Origin of the sequence: Sulfurimonas sp. RIFOXYD2_FULL_34_21 (assembly GCF_001830805.1) — a bacterium.
In the GTDB taxonomy this organism is placed as follows: domain Bacteria; phylum Campylobacterota; class Campylobacteria; order Campylobacterales; family Sulfurimonadaceae; genus Sulfurimonas.
The window spans coordinates 356,849-374,633 of record NZ_MICH01000015.1 but is presented as its reverse complement, the minus strand read 5'-3'; the positions used below and the strand labels follow the sequence as shown (position 1 = coordinate 374,633).

At 29.6% G+C, this 17,785-nt stretch carries 14 protein-coding genes; 5 read left to right on the top strand and 9 right to left on the bottom strand.

Annotated elements, in window-relative coordinates; all coding sequences use genetic code 11:
- The 9 genes from A2530_RS11905 to A2530_RS11865 all read right to left on the bottom strand — a co-directional run.
- Window positions 1-617 (bottom strand): hypothetical protein (locus A2530_RS11905; RefSeq protein WP_294891537.1); only part of this gene is annotated, 617 nt, incomplete at its 3' end.
- Complete coding sequence (locus A2530_RS11900) at window positions 617-1,015, bottom strand: PAS domain-containing protein (protein ID WP_294885562.1); 399 nt, start codon at window positions 1,013-1,015, stop codon at window positions 617-619. The genes A2530_RS11900 and A2530_RS11905, both read right to left, overlap by 1 nt.
- Before the next feature lie 72 nt (window positions 1,016-1,087).
- Window positions 1,088-1,510, bottom strand: a complete 423-nt coding sequence (locus tag A2530_RS11895) for a PAS domain-containing protein (protein ID WP_294885157.1) — start codon at window positions 1,508-1,510, stop codon at window positions 1,088-1,090.
- 86 nt (window positions 1,511-1,596) lie between these two features.
- Window positions 1,597-2,172, bottom strand: a complete 576-nt coding sequence (locus A2530_RS11890) for a hypothetical protein (RefSeq protein WP_294885158.1) — start codon at window positions 2,170-2,172, stop codon at window positions 1,597-1,599.
- A 1-nt stretch (window position 2,173) separates the two neighbouring features.
- Window positions 2,174-4,078 carry a methyl-accepting chemotaxis protein gene (locus A2530_RS11885; RefSeq protein WP_294885159.1) on the bottom strand — a complete coding sequence of 635 codons (1,905 nt, stop codon included), beginning with the start codon at window positions 4,076-4,078 and terminating at the stop codon, window positions 2,174-2,176.
- Between the two features lie 154 nt (window positions 4,079-4,232).
- Window positions 4,233-6,785, bottom strand: a complete 2,553-nt coding sequence (locus A2530_RS11880; protein ID WP_294885160.1) for a methyl-accepting chemotaxis protein — start codon at window positions 6,783-6,785, stop codon at window positions 4,233-4,235.
- 22 nt (window positions 6,786-6,807) lie between these two features.
- The gene (locus A2530_RS11875; RefSeq protein WP_294885161.1) at window positions 6,808-7,884 is read right to left on the bottom strand and encodes a response regulator; all 1,077 of its coding nucleotides are present in this window, start codon (window positions 7,882-7,884) and stop codon (window positions 6,808-6,810) included.
- An 81-nt stretch (window positions 7,885-7,965) separates the two neighbouring features.
- Window positions 7,966-8,649 carry a response regulator transcription factor gene (locus A2530_RS11870; RefSeq protein WP_294885162.1) on the bottom strand — a complete coding sequence of 228 codons (684 nt, stop codon included), beginning with the start codon at window positions 8,647-8,649 and terminating at the stop codon, window positions 7,966-7,968.
- Between the two features lie 17 nt (window positions 8,650-8,666).
- On the bottom strand, window positions 8,667-9,830 hold the full coding sequence (locus A2530_RS11865; protein WP_294885163.1) for a hybrid sensor histidine kinase/response regulator: 1,164 nt from the start codon (window positions 9,828-9,830) through the stop codon (window positions 8,667-8,669).
- A gap of 142 nt (window positions 9,831-9,972) precedes the next feature.
- On the opposite strand from A2530_RS11865, the gene A2530_RS11860 reads away from it, so the two are divergent.
- From A2530_RS11860 to A2530_RS11840, 5 genes are read left to right on the top strand one after another with little or no spacing between them, the layout of a single operon-like run.
- Window positions 9,973-11,664, top strand: coding sequence for an EAL domain-containing response regulator (locus A2530_RS11860; protein WP_294885164.1), 1,692 nt, complete (start codon window positions 9,973-9,975; stop codon window positions 11,662-11,664).
- A 17-nt stretch (window positions 11,665-11,681) separates the two neighbouring features.
- The gene (locus A2530_RS11855; protein WP_294885165.1) at window positions 11,682-12,872 is read left to right on the top strand and encodes a sensor histidine kinase; all 1,191 of its coding nucleotides are present in this window, start codon (window positions 11,682-11,684) and stop codon (window positions 12,870-12,872) included.
- Window positions 12,865-15,027 (top strand): nitrate- and nitrite sensing domain-containing protein, encoded by a 2,163-nt coding sequence (locus A2530_RS11850; protein WP_294885166.1) that lies wholly within the window; start codon window positions 12,865-12,867, stop codon window positions 15,025-15,027. Before A2530_RS11855 ends, A2530_RS11850 begins: the two co-directional genes overlap by 8 nt.
- 10 nt (window positions 15,028-15,037) lie before the next feature.
- Window positions 15,038-16,519 (top strand): PAS domain S-box protein, encoded by a 1,482-nt coding sequence (locus tag A2530_RS11845; protein WP_294885167.1) that lies wholly within the window; start codon window positions 15,038-15,040, stop codon window positions 16,517-16,519.
- Window positions 16,512-17,759, top strand: a complete 1,248-nt coding sequence (locus tag A2530_RS11840) for a response regulator transcription factor (RefSeq protein ID WP_294885168.1) — start codon at window positions 16,512-16,514, stop codon at window positions 17,757-17,759. Before A2530_RS11845 ends, A2530_RS11840 begins: the two co-directional genes overlap by 8 nt.
- Window positions 17,760-17,785 lie beyond the last annotated feature (26 nt).

Below are 17,785 nucleotides of genomic sequence, written 5' to 3'. Positions count from 1 at the left end.
TTAGATGTCATCTCTTCCATAGCAGCGGCTGTTTCTTCAAGTGATGCGGCTTGTTGGTTAGAAGCAGTTGAGAGTGCTTCTACTGCTTGTTTAAGTGATGAAGCATCGGTTTGCAAATCAATTCCGTTTGAGAGATTTGAAGATAGAGTAAAAGTTAACTCTTCTCTTAAAAGATTTATTCCGTCAATCAAGGATGCCATTTCACCTTTTACTCCTTCTAGCTCAAGCTTTGGAGTAAAATCGTTATGTGTAAAAGCATCTAAAACTTTACCTATTTTTTCAAATTTATCATTCAAAAGATGTGTTAAATCGTTAAATGCAACAGCCATAACATAAGTCTCTCTTTTATAACCTACAATTTTTGACTCTTTGAAAACACCGGTTTTCATATGATCAAGCGATAGAACAAGCTCACCCATTGCAAGCATATCTTTTTGATCTTTCAACATAAAACTATTAATACGGTTTTTGATTATTTCATTAATTTTATTAAATTTTTTATCTGAAAAACTTGACTCAACATAACGATAACTATTTCTTTTACCATCGATTATGTCAAACGCATCACTTAGCATATTTTCCAACAGCAAAAAATTTTTAGTATTAGTTCCAAACATTAACTATCCTTATTCATCATTGATTTGTATAGTAAGCCGTATTTTTGGGTCTCATCTAGTGTAGCTTTTCTTCTGCAAGAAATATAATGTTTTTTTCCGTCTCTATCTATGGGAAATACCGTTGCATAAACCCAATAGAATTGGGATTTGTCTTTGGCACAATTTTTTACGTATCCAGTCCAAATTTCACCTTTTTTTATAGTTTCCCATAAATCTTTAAAGGCTGCTTTTGGCATATCTGCATGTCTTATTATGTTGTGGGGTTTACCAATTAATTCGTCTATGCTGTACCCTGCCACTTTGCAAAAATCTTCATTTGCAAAAACTATAATTCCTTTTGCATCTGTTTCTGAAATTAAAAAGGCATTATCATCAAGCATCTTTTCATTTGCATTCATTGTATATAAATTCACTTGTAAATCCTTGTTTTTATAATCTGTAGGAGGAATTATTACTTAGTTATGTTGCAACTATGTTGCAATTTGAAAACCTTGATTTAACCTTTCAAAGAGTGTTATAGTATTTTTTATTTCACTTTCTGATGGTTTTACGCCTAAGCATAAAAGGTTGTTTTTAGAATTACTTTTAGTAGGAACGATAATTGAGAATGTCCAGTAGTATTTTAAAGAGTCTTTAGTTTTATTTTTTATAATTCCTTTCCATAAATCTCCTCTTTTAATGGATTGCTCCAAATCTTTAAGTACGGCTTTTGGTACATCATGATGTTTAAGTATGTTGTGAGGTTTGCCTATAAGTTCATCTGCATTAAATCCTGAAATTTTGCAAAAATCATTATTTGCAGATATTATAATCCCGCTTTCATTCATTTCTGATATTAAAAAAGTGTTTTCATTGAGAATAATCTCGCCGTCGTTTGTAGAAAATGTTTCCATTTTAAAATCCTTTTTTTAAGTTTACATATAACAATTATTGCTTTTTAGTGTTGCAGTTTTGTTGCAGTTTCTACAATTTAAAATTTTTACATGTAAAGCATACGTTCTGATGAAGAGTTGTCAAAGAAAAGAGACTTTGCAAAAGATTTTACGGCATCAATTTCATGTGTGATTTTATGTCCAATATTACAAATCTTTTTTGTAGAAATCATAAAATCAGTTTGGTCTTGACTCTTATCTTTGGCTTGTAGCTTTAGTTTTTCTATTGTAGTCGCTATAAATTCCATAATATCCGAGATATCTTTAACTTCTTGTAAAGCCGAGCTAAGAGAGTGTTTTAGTAAAATATTACTATTTAATAACTCTAGATTCAGCATAGAAATAATTGCTTTTGCTAAATTATTTACCGATTTTACTGATTTTGTAAGAGTCGCTTGTGAATCTTCTTGACTTAAAAATGACAAAATATTGCTTTCACTACAGTTACGTAACAAAGAAACTATTTTATCTATTTCACTGCAAAGAGAATGCACATGTAAGTTAAGAGACAATGAAATTTCATTTAAAGAAGTTTTTTCTTCTTCATCTATTTTAAACACGCACATATCTAATTCCATCAAATTTGACAGGTCTTCCATATTTTCCATATTGTTTCTATACATTTTATACTTCCTTTAATAAGTTATCCATAAGGACAAATAGTTTTGAACTTGCATTTTCCATTTTTTTAAAATTCTCTATTATTTGAGATGAATTTCTTAAGCATTCCGAACCGTTTTTATCTCCCATATATGATAAATTTTTATTTACCAACTCATGAATTAAGTGATGCGGCTCGTTCATTAGTGCTAAACTTTGTGTTTTTGAAAATCTTCTTTTTCCTTCACCTTCATACCATTTGCCTATACTGCACTCTTTAGTATTCATAATTTTTAGTCTTGGTTCACATCTCATCAGACTGTTATATGCACCTGATTTATATAATATATGGTCTATCTTTGCCAAAACAATAAACAGAGAATTCTCCATCATATAAGAGGAATTTACTATTTCTGAAGATGTTTCATTAAGATTAATTAGCGTTTCTTCAAATTTACGTACTTTTTTACTTGATTCCAGAGCTATCTGGTACATACCATCAGCACTCTCTTCTATATGATGCATATCTTGTTTTAGTGAATTTATAGAAGCCGAAATTTCCCCAGTTGCATTATGTGTTTTCTCAGCTAGTTTTCGAACTTCATCGGCAACAACGGCAAATCCGCGTCCGTTCTCACCGGCACGTGCCGCTTCAATTGCTGCATTTAATGCTAGTAGATTTGTCTGTTCTGCAATATCGCTAATTAAATCAATAATTAAACTGATATCTTGTGTTCGAGCTGACATGTTTGATATAGCATTGTTATTATTGTCAACACTTGTAGTAAGGGATTTTAATTCTACTATGATAGTTTCTATGATTAAACGAGAGCTATCGGAGAGTGTTGCCGCATCTTTTGTCGTACGTGTGACTGTTTTTAAATTTGAAATATTTTTTTCGAGGTCTTTTTGTATAACACTAAGACTTTCATTTACTTCAATAGACATTACGCTTAACTGTGAATTTAGTATATCTCTTTGTTTTTGATTTTCTTGATTTTGCATAACGGATATGGAACTTTGTATAAGAGCTATTGAATCGACAAAATCTCCAAGCATCCCTTCATTGCTAATTGCTCTTTTAAAATCACCTTTGACCGCATTGTTAATGGATATATCTATTTCATATATGAAATTTTTCATTTGATAAATTAGTTTTTCCAATGAGCCACCCATAATTCCAAGTTCTGTTTCATCTACTACTTCAATTCTTGTATCTATAAAAATACCATTTGATACTTTTTCAATAATTTGAGTAAAAGAAGAAAGAGCAGATAAGATTGAATGTTGAATAAAACTTGCAAAAATAAATATTAAAAGAGTAGTTACAAAACCGTAAAAAACTACTGTTGTTTTATAGTTTGAAATTTTTGTATGCATATCTTTTTTTGCAGTATTGAAATTTTCACGTTTAAGATGAAGTACATTTTCAAAGTTTTTTCTTGATAATTCTGCATAAGGAGTAAGCTCTTGTTTGTATTTTGCATAAATAGAAGCCGTATTTTTGGAAATCTCTTCTTGATTTAGATTTTTCATCATTTCTAAAGATTTATCTAAAAATTTATATGTACTCTCTTTTGCGTTAGAGATTAAATTAATAGAATCGTTATTTGAAATTTCTTCAAGGTTGGAGAAATTTTTTTTAATTGCCTCTACTTTGCTTATGAGTTTTTCTAGATTTTTATCATAAGAGTTTCCAAGCATAATATCGCGGCTTATCCTGCTAACATAATTTAAATCTTTTTCAATTTCTAAAGTATATATAGCACCGGCAGTTGCATTGTTCTGCAAATTGTTATATTTAAGCTCAATTTCTTCTAAAGTAAAAAAAACAAGCATAGATGCTATGATCATTATAAAAGCAATAAATACTCTCAAATAACGCATTTTCTGTTTAATAGATAGTTTTTCTAAGACAGATGCTTTCATAAAGACTCCATTGTATTTTACGTAACAAAATATTATCAAGGTAGTGTTGCAAGTTTGTTGCAAAAAAATTTGCTTTTTGTTGTGGCCTCCCCATAATAACTAGGGTTTGTTATTGTGGGGAGTAAAAAACATATATATAGAGGAAGTTGTTGTGTTATTTATCTTTACAATTATTTATCTTGACATTATCTAAACCTTTAAATACTCCGATTGTTGCATTTTCAATCTCTTGGCTTAACTTAAACATAGTCTCTTTTGATGCATTTGACAAATCTTCATGTATAAAGGACTGAACGCCTGCATGTACATGTTCATGCTCTTTTAAAAGTGTCTGCCACTCTGGAGTTTTTGCAAAAGATTCATTTGAATTTGCATCTATCCATTTTCCTAAATTACAATCATGGTGACCGACAACTTTCCACGGAGTCACTTCTGATTTTAATTTAGCATAATTATTTTCTTTATAATTAATATGATCTAGTTTTAGTTTTGTTGTCGTAAATAAAAGATTCACGTCACAAGTATTTTCAATGCTTTTCTTGTCGTACTTTATATTTGTTAACATGCTTTCAAGCTGCTCTGTTTTATATAAAACGTCACTAACAGTTTCTGCTACATTATTGGCAGTTTTTGCATTTTGCTGAGTCATTTGGTCTAATTGCGAAATAGCATTGTTGATTTGATTTATGCCGTCCATTTGCTCGCGAGACGCATTTGTAACATCTCTGACTAACTCATCGGTTTGTTCAATTTTTTTAGTAATTAAAGAGAAATTGTCCATCATATTTTGTGTTGTCTGCAAACCGCCCTGAGATTTTTCTCTTGCAGCATAAGATAGCTCTTGAATCTGTTTTGCGGCATCGGCACTTCTGTTAGCAAGATTTCTTACCTCTTGAGCAACAACTGCAAATCCTTTACCTGCATCTCCTGCCGTTGCTGCTTCAACTGCAGCATTGAGTGAGAGGATATTAGTTTGGAATGCAATGTTCTCTATAATGCTAACGGCATCAGCGATAGCTTCAGTGGCATTTACTATCTCATTCATAGCCCCTAAGCTTTCAGTAGCTACGTTATTTCCATGTTGTGCAGCTGTTTTTGCATCTTGAGCAACTTTTGTCATCTCCTCTGTTTTTGCAACATTTGCCGCAACATTGGACGTAAGCTCTTCAATGGCAGCTGCTGTTTCTTCTAAGCTTGAAGCTTGCTCGTTTGCACTTGTACTTAGTTCATCTCCTGAGATGCTAAGTTCTGTTGCCTCTTTATTAAGTTCTTGTGAGAATTTTGTTATTACTGCAAAAATTTCACTATTATTTGTTCTTATTGCTCCAATAGAATTCAACATGGATGCGAAAGCACCTGATGAAGAATTTGTAATTGTATTGCTTTGAGAATAGTCTCCACGAGCCATAGCTATAATTATGTCAATTATATTTTTGAAAGTTCTTTCTATTTCATCTAACATGCCATTAAATGAGTTGCTTAGAATTTTAAGGTTTGTATCTTCATAGTCTGAAGTTATTCTATGATATAAGAATCCTTTTGCGGCATAATCACATATCTCATTAAAATCAGTAATATTTTTTTGCTGTTCATTAAATTTTTTCTCTAAAATATAGATATTATCATTAATCATTGCACTCATAGCACCAAATTCATCATGACTTGAACAATTGATTTTTTCAATTGTCTTTTGCTTTTGTCCTAAAAAATTAAAGAATGAAGATAATCCTGCATTCATTTTTGTAATTTTTTCAGCTATATTTCTACCTATTGTAGCTGCAAAGAAAAGAGTTATAAATATAATGAGTATGAATAATCCTGTTGTGTAAATAAGCTTATTTGTATCATTTGTAATTGCTTCGTTAACCATTTTATCTATTTGGAAAAAACATAATTTTTCAACCTCTCTGTGCCCGTTAATCGTATTTGTTACTTTAGTAAACCAAACAGAAGCATCTACGCTGAAATTGCCTTCTGGTTTGCTTATTGCTAATGCAATAGTGTCATTAACAAATAGTGAATCTTCGCTTAACCCATTTTTCTTAAACAGTTCAAGTGCTTCAGGCGTTGCCAATGTTGTAAAAATCTTGTTGTTTGATTCTATAATACCTTTGTTTGTACACAACTTTGTGTACATATTGGGAGCAAAAGCATTTTTTATAAAGGCTCCGTTTAAAATAGCTCTCGTTCTTCCAAGGGATTCTTTTGAAAGTGTTATATGTGAATATGCCTGAATAGCTCCTGCAATATTTTTGTTATTTATCAGTGAAGGAATTTTAATAACTCCATCAACTAAAGAAGCAATTGCTTTTGTATAAAATCCTGTACCTTCTCCAAGAGAAATACTAAGTGAATCTACAGAGGCTCTATTTTTTAAAAGATTTTCATTAAATGAAGAAGATAAAATATCCTTAGCTTCTATAAGTTCTTTATCTGTATTTTTTCGCTGTTCTTGAAGCTTATCTTTATTTTTTGTTCCGTTAGAGACAATTACACCTGCAGTTAGTCCGCGTTCTATCTGAAGTTCATGAATCAAACTTGCAAAAGCTTTTGCCTCTGTTGTTTTATTTTTAACTTGCAATAGTTCATTTCTCTCTTTTGTTATAGACATAATGTTGTTAATTCCAAACATTAGAATACCTACCGTGCTGATAAACGATAATAAATACAGTTTTTTGTAAACTGACAGATTATGAATAAAATTCATTTTTTTCCTTTTTTTTGATGTTTTAAAATAGTTCTATATCATCGGAATCTGAATCCGATGAGTTGCTTTTATAATCAAGTATGCCCTGAAGACTTTGGGCATCACTAATTAGAGAGTCATCCATATAGTGTATATCTTCTGCGTCGCAGTAGTAAAAAACAGCTTTCCTCCATTGTTCAAGATTATCAAAAAGATGCGCTAGCATAGGAAGAGCAGAGCTTAATTTTTGTGGATCTTCGATAAATTCGAATGTTTTTGCCAGTTGGCGTATGCCGTAAGATAATGCTCCAAATTGAGGAATCATTTCAATCGTATGAGCATAACATTTCATGATCTCGATAAATTGTTCCAGCATTTCGCCATGTATATTTTTTTCAGACCTAATTAAGGCAAGATTGAATTTGTCTTCAAGCATTTCTAAATCCTCATTTGTTTTTTCTAACTCAAAAGGATATGCATTAAAAAAATCAACCGCGCTCATTTTTGTACTTTTTGGAAGAATGCATACATCTTTAGATTTAACGCTCTCTTTAACTTCAGGGATTTTTGATGTTGGCTGAAGTTTATGGTTTTTTGTTGCAACTAAATTGTATTCTGATTTATGATTATTTTTTAGAAGCTCTTCATTTGTCTCTTCTAGTATATTATGATAATATCTTAAAAGTTTATCGTTATATATTAGTTCGCAAGTTTTGATTAACTGTAAAAGTGTTTTTTCCATATCCATAGGTTTAGTTATAAAGCCGTCTATTCCTATATTTACAAGCGGTAAAAGATTTTCACTTTCATAATGAGCGGATAAAATCAAAATATTTTGAGTATTTTTTATCTCTTTTATATTTTTTGTTAATTCAATGCCATTCATCATCGGCATAGTCAAATCCGTAATAACAAGTTCATAAGAGTTTTCAATATACTTTTCTAAAGCTTCTATTCCATTGTTTGCAGTATCTATTTTATTAAAAAATTTTGATAAAAATTGTTTAATTTGGTCTTGTAAAAATATATCATCTTCAACTAAAAGTAAATTAATTTCATAACAAACTTCTTTTAGACGTTTTGTCAAACTGTTGATGTTTGGTTTTGTATTTGAGTCCACTATATTTCCCTTTTCTTGTCAAAAACATAGCATAATTATTTCATATTACTGTTGCAAGTATGTTGCAAAAAAAGTGGAAAATTAATTTAAAGGGTTTGATTTTGTCATAAGATAGCCAAAACCACGAATATTTTGTATGAGTTCTTCTTTTAATTTGTTATTTACGCGATTAACCAAAGAACGGATTGTAGAGCCTTTAGTATCATCCCCTTGCCATATAAAAGAGCGGATATTTTCATCGCTTATAATTTGACCGAGATTACTTACAAATAGAAGTATTAAATCATATTCACGTTTTGTAAATTGTTGAACTTCACCTTTATAATATAAAAAATTAGTCCCTTTATTAAAAGAGTAATCTTTACCTAGTTTTATTATCGGTTCATCTAACAGTTTTGCCGTTGAGGACTCAATATATAAAAGATGATTAATTCTTATTTCTAACTCTTTTAAATTGAACGGTTTTTTTAAATAATCGCTACAGCCAAATGAAAATGCATCTGAAATATAACTAATATCATGATAAGCACTTATAATAATTTTAGGAACTTCGGGATATTTTTGAGCAATCACTTTTAAACATTCTAAACCGCCTACTAAAGGAGTATTTATATCTAATATATAAAAATCATGTTTATTTGTTTGGATTATTTCAAGAACTTCTTTTCCATTATCATATATATCTACAAAACAACCTTTATTAAGAAGATAAGTACTAATAGAGCGAGACAACATATATTCATCTTCAAGTAATAAAACTTTCATAATATCTCCTTAATTAATTATTCTACCGAAATTGTAGATAAAGTTTGTTGCAAATTCGTTGCAATATTAAAAATATATTTGAAAGATGTTCCTCTTGTTTTATTTGATAAAATTTTAATATCTATATTTTCTTCCTCACAAATCTGAGCGACGATACTAAGTCCTAAGCCATAGCCTCCCTTGTGCTCAGACTCTCTATAAAATCTTTTAAAAATATCTTTTTTATTTTGTATTATCGGTCCGTGATTTCGTATTTCAAAGAAAAGCTTGTTTTCATACATACCGATTGTTATATTTATTTCACTTGGACGGTAAGAATATTTTATTGCATTAGACAAAGTATTGTCTATTAGACGAGTCAGTTTTAATTCTGAAAAATATAACATCGGAAAATTCGGCTGGCCAATAAACATAGATATGGAGAGATTATTTACTTCTGCTATGCAATTAAAATATTTTTTTCTTTTAGATATAAAATCCACAATATCTATATTTGTTTTTACGTCTGCTACTTTATTGCTTTTCATTAAATATGTCATATCTTCATAACTGTTTTGAATAATATAACTTCCGGCTTCAATGGCATTTAAAAATTCATTGTCTATTTCGCTCATTCTAAGTAAATCTATATTTGTTATTATTACTGCTAGAGGAGTGTGTATTTCATGTATGGCATTTTTTAAAAATTGGTCTTGTTCTTTTAAGAGTTTCAAAGCATACTCTTTTGACTCTTCCAAAAGCTTTCTGCTTTTTTGCAACTCTTGATCATAATCAATCTTTTTTAAGACCGATATAAGTGCTTCAAAAAGTTTTTGCATATCTATTGGTTTTAGTACAAACTTATCTACTCCACACTCAATAGAATCTATAAAGATAGCGCGGTTGTCTGTTGCAGAAATAGCTATAACTCTTTGCAGAGGATTTGCTTTTTTAACATAGCAAGTTAAATCTATACCGCTTTTATTTCCTAAATTTATGTCTGTTAATATTAGGAGGGTTGAATTTTTTGACTCTATTTCAAAAATTTCAATAGCTTCAGATACGTTTAACGCGATAAAACTTTTTTTAAAAAATGACGATAGCAGACGGTAAAGACTTTGTGCGATGTCCGCATCATCTTCAACAATAAGCAGTTTTTTGTCAGCAGACAACTCTTTTAAAAGAGTTATAACAAGATCCATGATTGTTCCAGTTCTATTTTATTTGTTGTCATTATACATTAGTTATGCTATCATATTTCCTAAAAAATAGTGAGACAACTGGGCGACAATTTATGTATATAATACTTGCACCAGTTGAAATTTTTTATTTGAGGATATTGGGATGGATTTAAATCTTATTAAGCAGATCCGTGTACTAGGAAGTTCAGTAAGTGTTTTGTATGTGGAAGATGAAAAAAGCATTAGAGACCAAATCTCTAAGATGATGAAACAACTCTTTGACAGCGTAGATATTGCTATAAACGGATTTGATGCTTTAGAGATGTACAAACAAAATCAGTACGATTTAGTCATAACAGATTTGAAGATGCCGCAAATGGACGGTGTCGAACTTTGTAAAAAAATTATACAAATTAATAAAGAACAGCAAATAATTTTAATTTCTGCACACAAAGAGATAGATGAGCTACTAAAACTTATAAACATAGGTATTTCTGGGTTTTTACTTAAGCCAATCGATATGAATATTATGCTTGAAAAATTGTATTCTACAGTTAAAAATATTTATGCAAATAAAATGATGAAATATCATTATGAAGAGATGAAAAAACAGCTTAGCGGAAATACTGCCACATCGGTAGATGAATTTCATAACATAGATGCACTGACTTCACTTTTTAATCGTCAATATTTTATAGAGTGTATAAATAACGATATTGAAAAATATGCAATTTTAGTGAATATAAATGATTTTAAATTAATTAATGACTATTACTCATTTGCACATGGAAATCATCTTCTTTATCAAGTGGCAAATATATTAAAAGATGAAGCGCAACATTGTGGATATGAAGTTTTTAGAGTTTCCAATGATGATTTCGTATTATTAAAAAAAGAGTTCCCAAATGATTGTGAAGTTATAGAAGAAGATGCAAAAAATATATGTAAAGTGTTGGAGAAAAAAAGATTTAATATAATAGGCGTAGATGATATACATGTAGGCATTACACTTGGAATTGCAAAAAGTCAAAACAGATTGCTAGAATGTTTGCATCAAGCGTTAAATTATGCTAAAAAGCATGGTGTTAAATATGCTTTTTATAAAGATATTCCGGATAATACAAAAGATGTAAAAAATATTATCGAAGTTAAAAAAATGTTGCAAAACAGTATAGAAAATAGCTCAATCGTACCTGTTTTTCAGCCGATAATTATGAAAAACAACAACATAAAATATGAAGTGCTTATGAGAATAAAAAACACCGACGGTGAAAATAAGCTAACTGCACCGGGTTTATTCTTAGATATCGCCAAAAGACACAGTTATTATAATGAAATTTCACAGATGCTTATTTTTAAAGCAATTGATTTTATGCTTGAAAATGAGGGTGTTTTTTCTTTAAATTTTTCATACGCGGATATGAGTAATAGTGACTTAATGAATAGATTGGAAGAGACAATACTTATGCATAATATAGGTGAGCGACTAATATTTGAAATTGTAGAGACGGAACAGTTGGATAACATCGATATTGTCAATGCGTTTATTAATCGTTTTAGAGTGCATGGCATAAAGATAGCCATAGATGACTTTGGAAGCGGATACTCAAATTTTGCATATGTATTTACTCTTAATCCAGATTATATAAAAATAGACGGCAGCTTAATAAGCCAAATGCTAGAAGATAAAAAGATGCATGTACTTGTAGAAACGATTATAGAATTTGGACATAAGTTAGGTGTTGAAGTTATAGCAGAACATGTAAGTTCGCAAGAGATTCATGATACTCTTGTTAAGTTAAATATTGATGCTATGCAAGGTTATTTTATAGGATATCCAAATGAATGTATTTAATAATTTGGATGTGTTAAATGAACGATAAATATTTAGCAATATCGTACGAGTGCTTAAGCTCTATCGGTAATTCATTTGAACTAGAGAGTATGATGGCAGAGGTTGTTATTACTTTTTATCAATCTACAAAGGCTGTTTTTGTGGGTTTTTATGAAAGCATAGATAGCATTTTACCGACAGTTTCAGCAGGAAAAGATGAAGATAATGAAATAAAAATGTCATATTATGAGTGTTTTATGGCAAAGTCTAAAAATTTTTACATAATAGTTTTACCGTTAAAAATGGGTTATATGAAGTTTGTTTATAATGAAAATAAACATATAGAAGATACATACAATATGATATGTAATTTTAAGAAAAAAATAAATTTTGCTCTAAGCGCGTGTGTCGGTGTAAAAGAGTTAGAAAAACTTAATGATGAACTTGAGGATAGAGTAAAACAATCAGTAGAGAAAATACGAGAGCATGAAAAAATGTTAATCGTGCAGTCAAAAAGTGCTATTATGGGCGAGATGTTAGAGATGATAGCTCATCAATGGAGACAACCTATAACATCTATAGGTATGATATCAAACAACATGCTTTTTAACATAATAATAAGCGAAGAGAATGAGCTTGATAAAGAGTTGTTTAAAAATGAACTGGAAGACATAAATAAACAAATTAAATATCTATCTCATACTATTGATGATTTTAGAAATTTTTTCAAAGAGAGCAAATCTAAAGAAGAAGTTTTTGTAAATGATGCTATAGATAAAAGTGTAGCTCTTCTTAAAAAACAGTTAGAACAAAATTCAATAACACTAGAAATAAAAAGTACATGTGGAGAAATTTTATTATATACATATAAAAATGAGTTAACACAAGTATTGCTAAATATTTTAAATAATTCAAAAGATGCGTTTGATACACAAGATATAAAAGATAAAAAAATTACCGTAGAGTGTATGCAAGAAAACCAAAATATAGTGATAAATTTAAAAGATAATGCAGGGGGTATAAAGGATGATGTGCTGTCAAAAATATTTGAGCCGTATTTTTCAACTAAAAAACAAAAAAACGGTACGGGTCTAGGACTTTACATGTCTAAAATAATAATAAATAGACATCTTGAAGGTGAAATTTTTGTAAAAAATGTAGATAACGGGGCTATGTTTACAATTAAAATACCAATTAAAACAAAAGAGGAGAATAAGTTAAATGTTTAATAATATGTCAATTAAAATAAAAATGGCACTTATGGTTGTTATACCGATAGTAGTTATATTTATAGCACTTGGAATGCAAAGTTATAAAAACTACAAAGAAGTATATGTATTAGAGCAAATAGAAGATATGGTCGGATACAGTGCAAAAAGCAGCGCACTTGTTCATAACCTTCAAAAAGAGAGGGGTGCATCAGCCGGATTTATTAGTTCTAAAGGTGCAAAATTTTCATCAGAATTGGTAAATATTAGAAAAGATACCGATACGACTCTCTTGGAGTTAAAACAGTATTATGAATCTATGAAGTTAGATAATTATTCACAAAGTTTACGTGCAAAGATGTCCAAAGCCGCTGAGAATCTTCAAAAATTGCAAGATATGAGAAATCAGGTTGATTCACTAAGTGTTGCAGTAGGCATTCCTGTTAAATACTATACGGAGTCAAATGCTAATTTTCTTAAAACAATAGAAGAGATAGCAAAAATGAGTGCTCATGTGGATATGAATAATGCAATTAACGCTTTTGTAAATTTTTTATCTTCAAAAGAGAGAGCTGGAATAGAGCGAGCTGTACTCTCTTCAACTTTTAGCAGAGATAATTTTGCTCCCGGATTTTATGAGAAGTTTATAGGACTTTTAAGTGAACAAAATACATATATGGAAAAATTTCTATTTTTAGCATCTGATGAAAACAGAGTTTTTTATGAAGAGAATATGGAGTCAAAAGAAGTTAATGAAGTGGCTAGAATGAGAAAAGTGGCACTTGAAAATCCAAACGGAGGATTTAATATAGACGCTACTTACTGGTTTACTACTATAACCGTAAAAATTAATTTGTTAAAAAAAGTTGAAAATAAAATGTCGGATGCTCTTAAGGAGCAAGTTGTTGATTTGAAGAATAAAGCATTTAATTCTATGGTAGTAGGATTAGTTATAAATTTTGTAATAATACTCTTCATATTAGGTTTTAGTTTTTTTGTTTCAGATGGACTGATAAAAAGAATCGGCTTATTTAAACAAGAGATAGACAATATTATATCCTCAAACGATTTTTCTAAAAATATCTCTCAAAACGGTAAGGATGAAATAGGGTTTATTCAACAATCTGTAAATCATTTAGCATGTCTTGCCAATAAATCAATGCAAGAAGCTAAAGATAGTTTGGAAAAATCAAACCAACATTCAATTGAGAGTGAAAAACGCTTAGAGGCAAATAAATTGACGTTGTCATTAACAGAGCTTTTAAGTGAGGGTGCTATAACAGGACTTGGAGGAGTTCAAAAAGGTATCGTTGATACAATGAGTTCTTTGGACTGTATAAATAAAAGAAACTCAGAGACGGAAAATATAGTAGCAGATGTTCAAAGTTCCACTGCACAAATGAGTGATTCGCTAAATAATATCTCTGAAAAAATGAATGGAAGTAAAGAAAATTCTAACCAGTTAAATAGCAGCGTAAATGAAATTACAAGTGTTATAGCTCTTATTAAAGACATTAGTGATCAGACAAACTTATTGGCTTTAAATGCTGCAATAGAAGCAGCTCGTGCAGGTGAACACGGAAGAGGTTTCGCCGTTGTTGCGGATGAAGTAAGAAAGCTCGCGGAGAGAACTCAAAAAGCGACTAATGAAGTTGAATTAAATATAAATCTTTTGAAACAAAACAGCTCTGCTATGCAGGAATTTTCTGAGCAAATGAATAGTGAAGTTTTAACTTCTATGGAAAAACTAGATACTTTTACAGAGAGTTTAGAATCATTAGTTACCAGTGCACAACAAATTCAATCAAGCAATAAAGAAGTTTCAAACGAAATGTTTATAAATCTTGCAAAATTAGATCATATAGTGTTTAAGCTTAATGGATATAACGCTGTATTCAAAGATGACCATAGCTTTACATTCTCAGAGCATACTAGTTGCAGATTTGGCAAATGGTATAACGGTGAAGGTAAGGTTGTATTTTCTAAAACATCTTCGTACGGCAAGATCGATCCTATTCATAAAACTGTTCATGACAAAGTCAGAACTATTCCTGATTATATTAAAGATGATGCTATTAGGAATTCTGAGAAAATTATATCAGCATTTAGTCATGCAGAAAATGCTTCAAAAGAGCTGTTTGTAGCTTTAGACAATATGGCTAATGAGATAAAATAGGAGATATTGATTGGGAAAGTTTGATAGGTTAAAGTCTATTACCGTACTATATGTAGAAGATAGCAGATTCCTTGCAAAATCTACAATGGCTATTATTGAAAAAATTTTTAATAAAGTTTATATTGCTTATGATGGACAAGAAGCCTTAGAAGTCTTGGAAAAGAATAAAGATGAGATAGATATAATAATTACTGATTTAATTATGCCTGTATTAGACGGTATAAATATGGTTGAAGTAATTAGAAAAAAAGGGTGTACGATTCCTGTGGTAGTTACTACTGGTTTTAATGATATTTTAGCACAAGAGAAAATTATTGAACTTTCAATAGAAGGTTTTTTATCAAAACCTATCGACATGTTTAAACTTCTAAAAAGAGTCAATGTTATAGTTGATTCTTTGTTTATAAAAAGAGAACTTGCAACAAAAAAAGAGATGATAGATAATGACATAATTTACTCCGAAACGGATGCTAATGGGATTATTACTTATGTGTCGAAACCGTTTGAAAAAATAAGCGGATACACAAAGGAAGAGCTAATAGGAAAAGCGCACTCTATTTTAAAAGATTTTAACACAATGCCGGATTTATATAAGCATATGTGGCAAACTTTGAAATCTTTGAAACAGTGGCAGGGAGAGCTTAGAAATAGAAGAAAAGACGGTTCTTTTTATATAGTAAATATCATAATTTCTCCAATGTATTTTAGAAAAAAACTTACAGGATATAGCGCTACATGTATAGATGTAACAGAGTTGAAATTAAAATCTCAAGAGCTTCAGGCAAAATCTAAACAAGCAGCTATGGGTGAAATGATTGCTATGATTGCACATCAGTGGAGACAACCTATAACATCAATCGGTATGATATCAAATAATTTAAGATTTGATTTAATGATGGATGAGTTAGATAAAAATATTTTAAAAGAGAGTCTTAATAATATTGATTCACATGTAAAGTACCTTTCAAATACTATTGATATTTTTAGAGATTTTTTAAAAAAGAGTAAAAATAAGGAGGAATTTATTGTGACTGAATCAATATTAGAGGCAATATCAGTAGTAAAAGAGCAGTGTAAAAAGAAAAATATTGTAGTTGCTTTTAACAACAATGGTATAGACCTTAATATGAATACATTTAAAGATGAGTTAATTCAAGCAATGGTAAATATACTTACCAATGCTCAAGAAGCATTGGTTGACAATAATATTGCTGACCCAAAAATAGATATTTTATGCGAGGAAGATTCAAAATTTATTTATATAAAAATATCAGACAATGCAGCTGGGATAGATAAAGAGGTATTACCAAAAATCTTTACTCCCTATTTTTCAACAAAAACAGATAAAAATGGTACCGGGCTTGGCTTATATATGACTAAAACAATAGTTGAAGGAAACCTAGACGGTACGTTGAGCGTAAAAAATATAAATGGCGGAGCTGAGTTTACGATAGAACTGCCAAAATATGACAAAGGTTGCTGCAGTGGATAAAGAACAAGTAGAAAAGCTTCGTAAAATTTGTAGGAATATTTCTGTTTTATATGTAGAAGACGATAAAAATATCTCTGATCAGTTAGAGAAATTATTAAAAAAATTATTTATTAAAGTTGATGTTGAAAAAAATGGATTTTTAGGATTACGAAACTACAAAGAAAATAGACAAGATATAGTTATTACCGATATTTCTATGCCGTCAATGGATGGTATTGAAATGGCAAAAAGGATAAAAAAAATTAATGAAGAACAGATAATTATAGTTACTTCAGCTCATAATGATATTGAATATTTGATGCAGTTAATTGAAATCGGAGTGGATAGATTTATTTTAAAGCCAATTGATATAAATGTTTTTATGCCTTCTATAACAAAAATGGCTATAAGTATTTATAGAGAAAGACAAGAAATATTTCTTGAAAAACAGATAAAACAACAACATGAGCTTCAATTGAAGATAATGAATAATATGTTGATTCCTATTGCACTTATAGAAAATGGAAGATTTAAATATACAAATATGATTTTTAATAAATATTTTCTATCAAAAAATAGTTGTAAAATTGAAGAATTTGTTCTAGGGCATATTTTTAAAAATGAAAAATTGATAATTATGAATAACGATACGTTGATTAATTATTTAATTCAAAATAATGGATTATATAGCATTAATGAAGTCGGTTCACAAATTTTTAAAAAATATAAAATAAATATCATAAAATTAGAAGAGGAAAATAGTTATCTGCTTAACTTTTTAAATATTGATTCATTAAATATGGAATTTAAAAAATTGAAGTTAGAAAATAATTATTTTCCAACGAGGGAAGATTTTATACATAAAATAGCCGGTATATTGTCTAATAGTAAGCAAGAATATCATATTTTTTGTGTAGGTTTACGAAATATTAATAATTTTATTAGTAAATACGGGAGTGGTAAAATTAATGCTATTTATTCAGAACTAAATAAATCTTTAAAAAAAGATTTACGTAATGAGATAGAATCGGGTGTAGCCGATATTTATATTTTTGATAGAAATAGGTATATTATTTTAGTAAATGAAAACTATAAAGATGAAATTAAAATAAAGTTAGATAATTTTGGCAATAACTACAGTTACAGTTTTGGTAGTACACAAGCATTCTTTTTAGCTATAATCTCCGAAAAATTAGATCAAAATACATCTTTTAATCAAGTTATGGAAAATACGGAGAGTATGCTATATTTATTTGATTAGACAAGTGAAACGTTAATGAAAAATAT

What these genes read in the sequence shown, in the direction of transcription:
- A2530_RS11900 (WP_294885562.1), bottom strand. Translation starts at nt 1,015, where the DNA reads ATGAATGCAAATGAAAAGATGCTTGATGATAATGCCTTTTTAATTTCA.
- A2530_RS11895 (WP_294885157.1), bottom strand. Translation starts at nt 1,510, where the DNA reads ATGGAAACATTTTCTACAAACGACGGCGAGATTATTCTCAATGAAAAC.
- A2530_RS11890 (WP_294885158.1), bottom strand. Translation starts at nt 2,172, where the DNA reads ATGTATAGAAACAATATGGAAAATATGGAAGACCTGTCAAATTTGATG.
- A2530_RS11885 (WP_294885159.1), bottom strand. Translation starts at nt 4,078, where the DNA reads ATGAAAGCATCTGTCTTAGAAAAACTATCTATTAAACAGAAAATGCGT.
- A2530_RS11880 (WP_294885160.1), bottom strand. Translation starts at nt 6,785, where the DNA reads ATGAATTTTATTCATAATCTGTCAGTTTACAAAAAACTGTATTTATTA.
- A2530_RS11870 (WP_294885162.1), bottom strand. Translation starts at nt 8,649, where the DNA reads ATGAAAGTTTTATTACTTGAAGATGAATATATGTTGTCTCGCTCTATT.
- A2530_RS11865 (WP_294885163.1), bottom strand. Translation starts at nt 9,830, where the DNA reads ATGGATCTTGTTATAACTCTTTTAAAAGAGTTGTCTGCTGACAAAAAA.
- A2530_RS11860 (WP_294885164.1), top strand. Translation starts at nt 9,973, where the DNA reads ATGGATTTAAATCTTATTAAGCAGATCCGTGTACTAGGAAGTTCAGTA.
- A2530_RS11855 (WP_294885165.1), top strand. Translation starts at nt 11,682, where the DNA reads ATGAACGATAAATATTTAGCAATATCGTACGAGTGCTTAAGCTCTATC.
- A2530_RS11850 (WP_294885166.1), top strand. Translation starts at nt 12,865, where the DNA reads ATGTTTAATAATATGTCAATTAAAATAAAAATGGCACTTATGGTTGTT.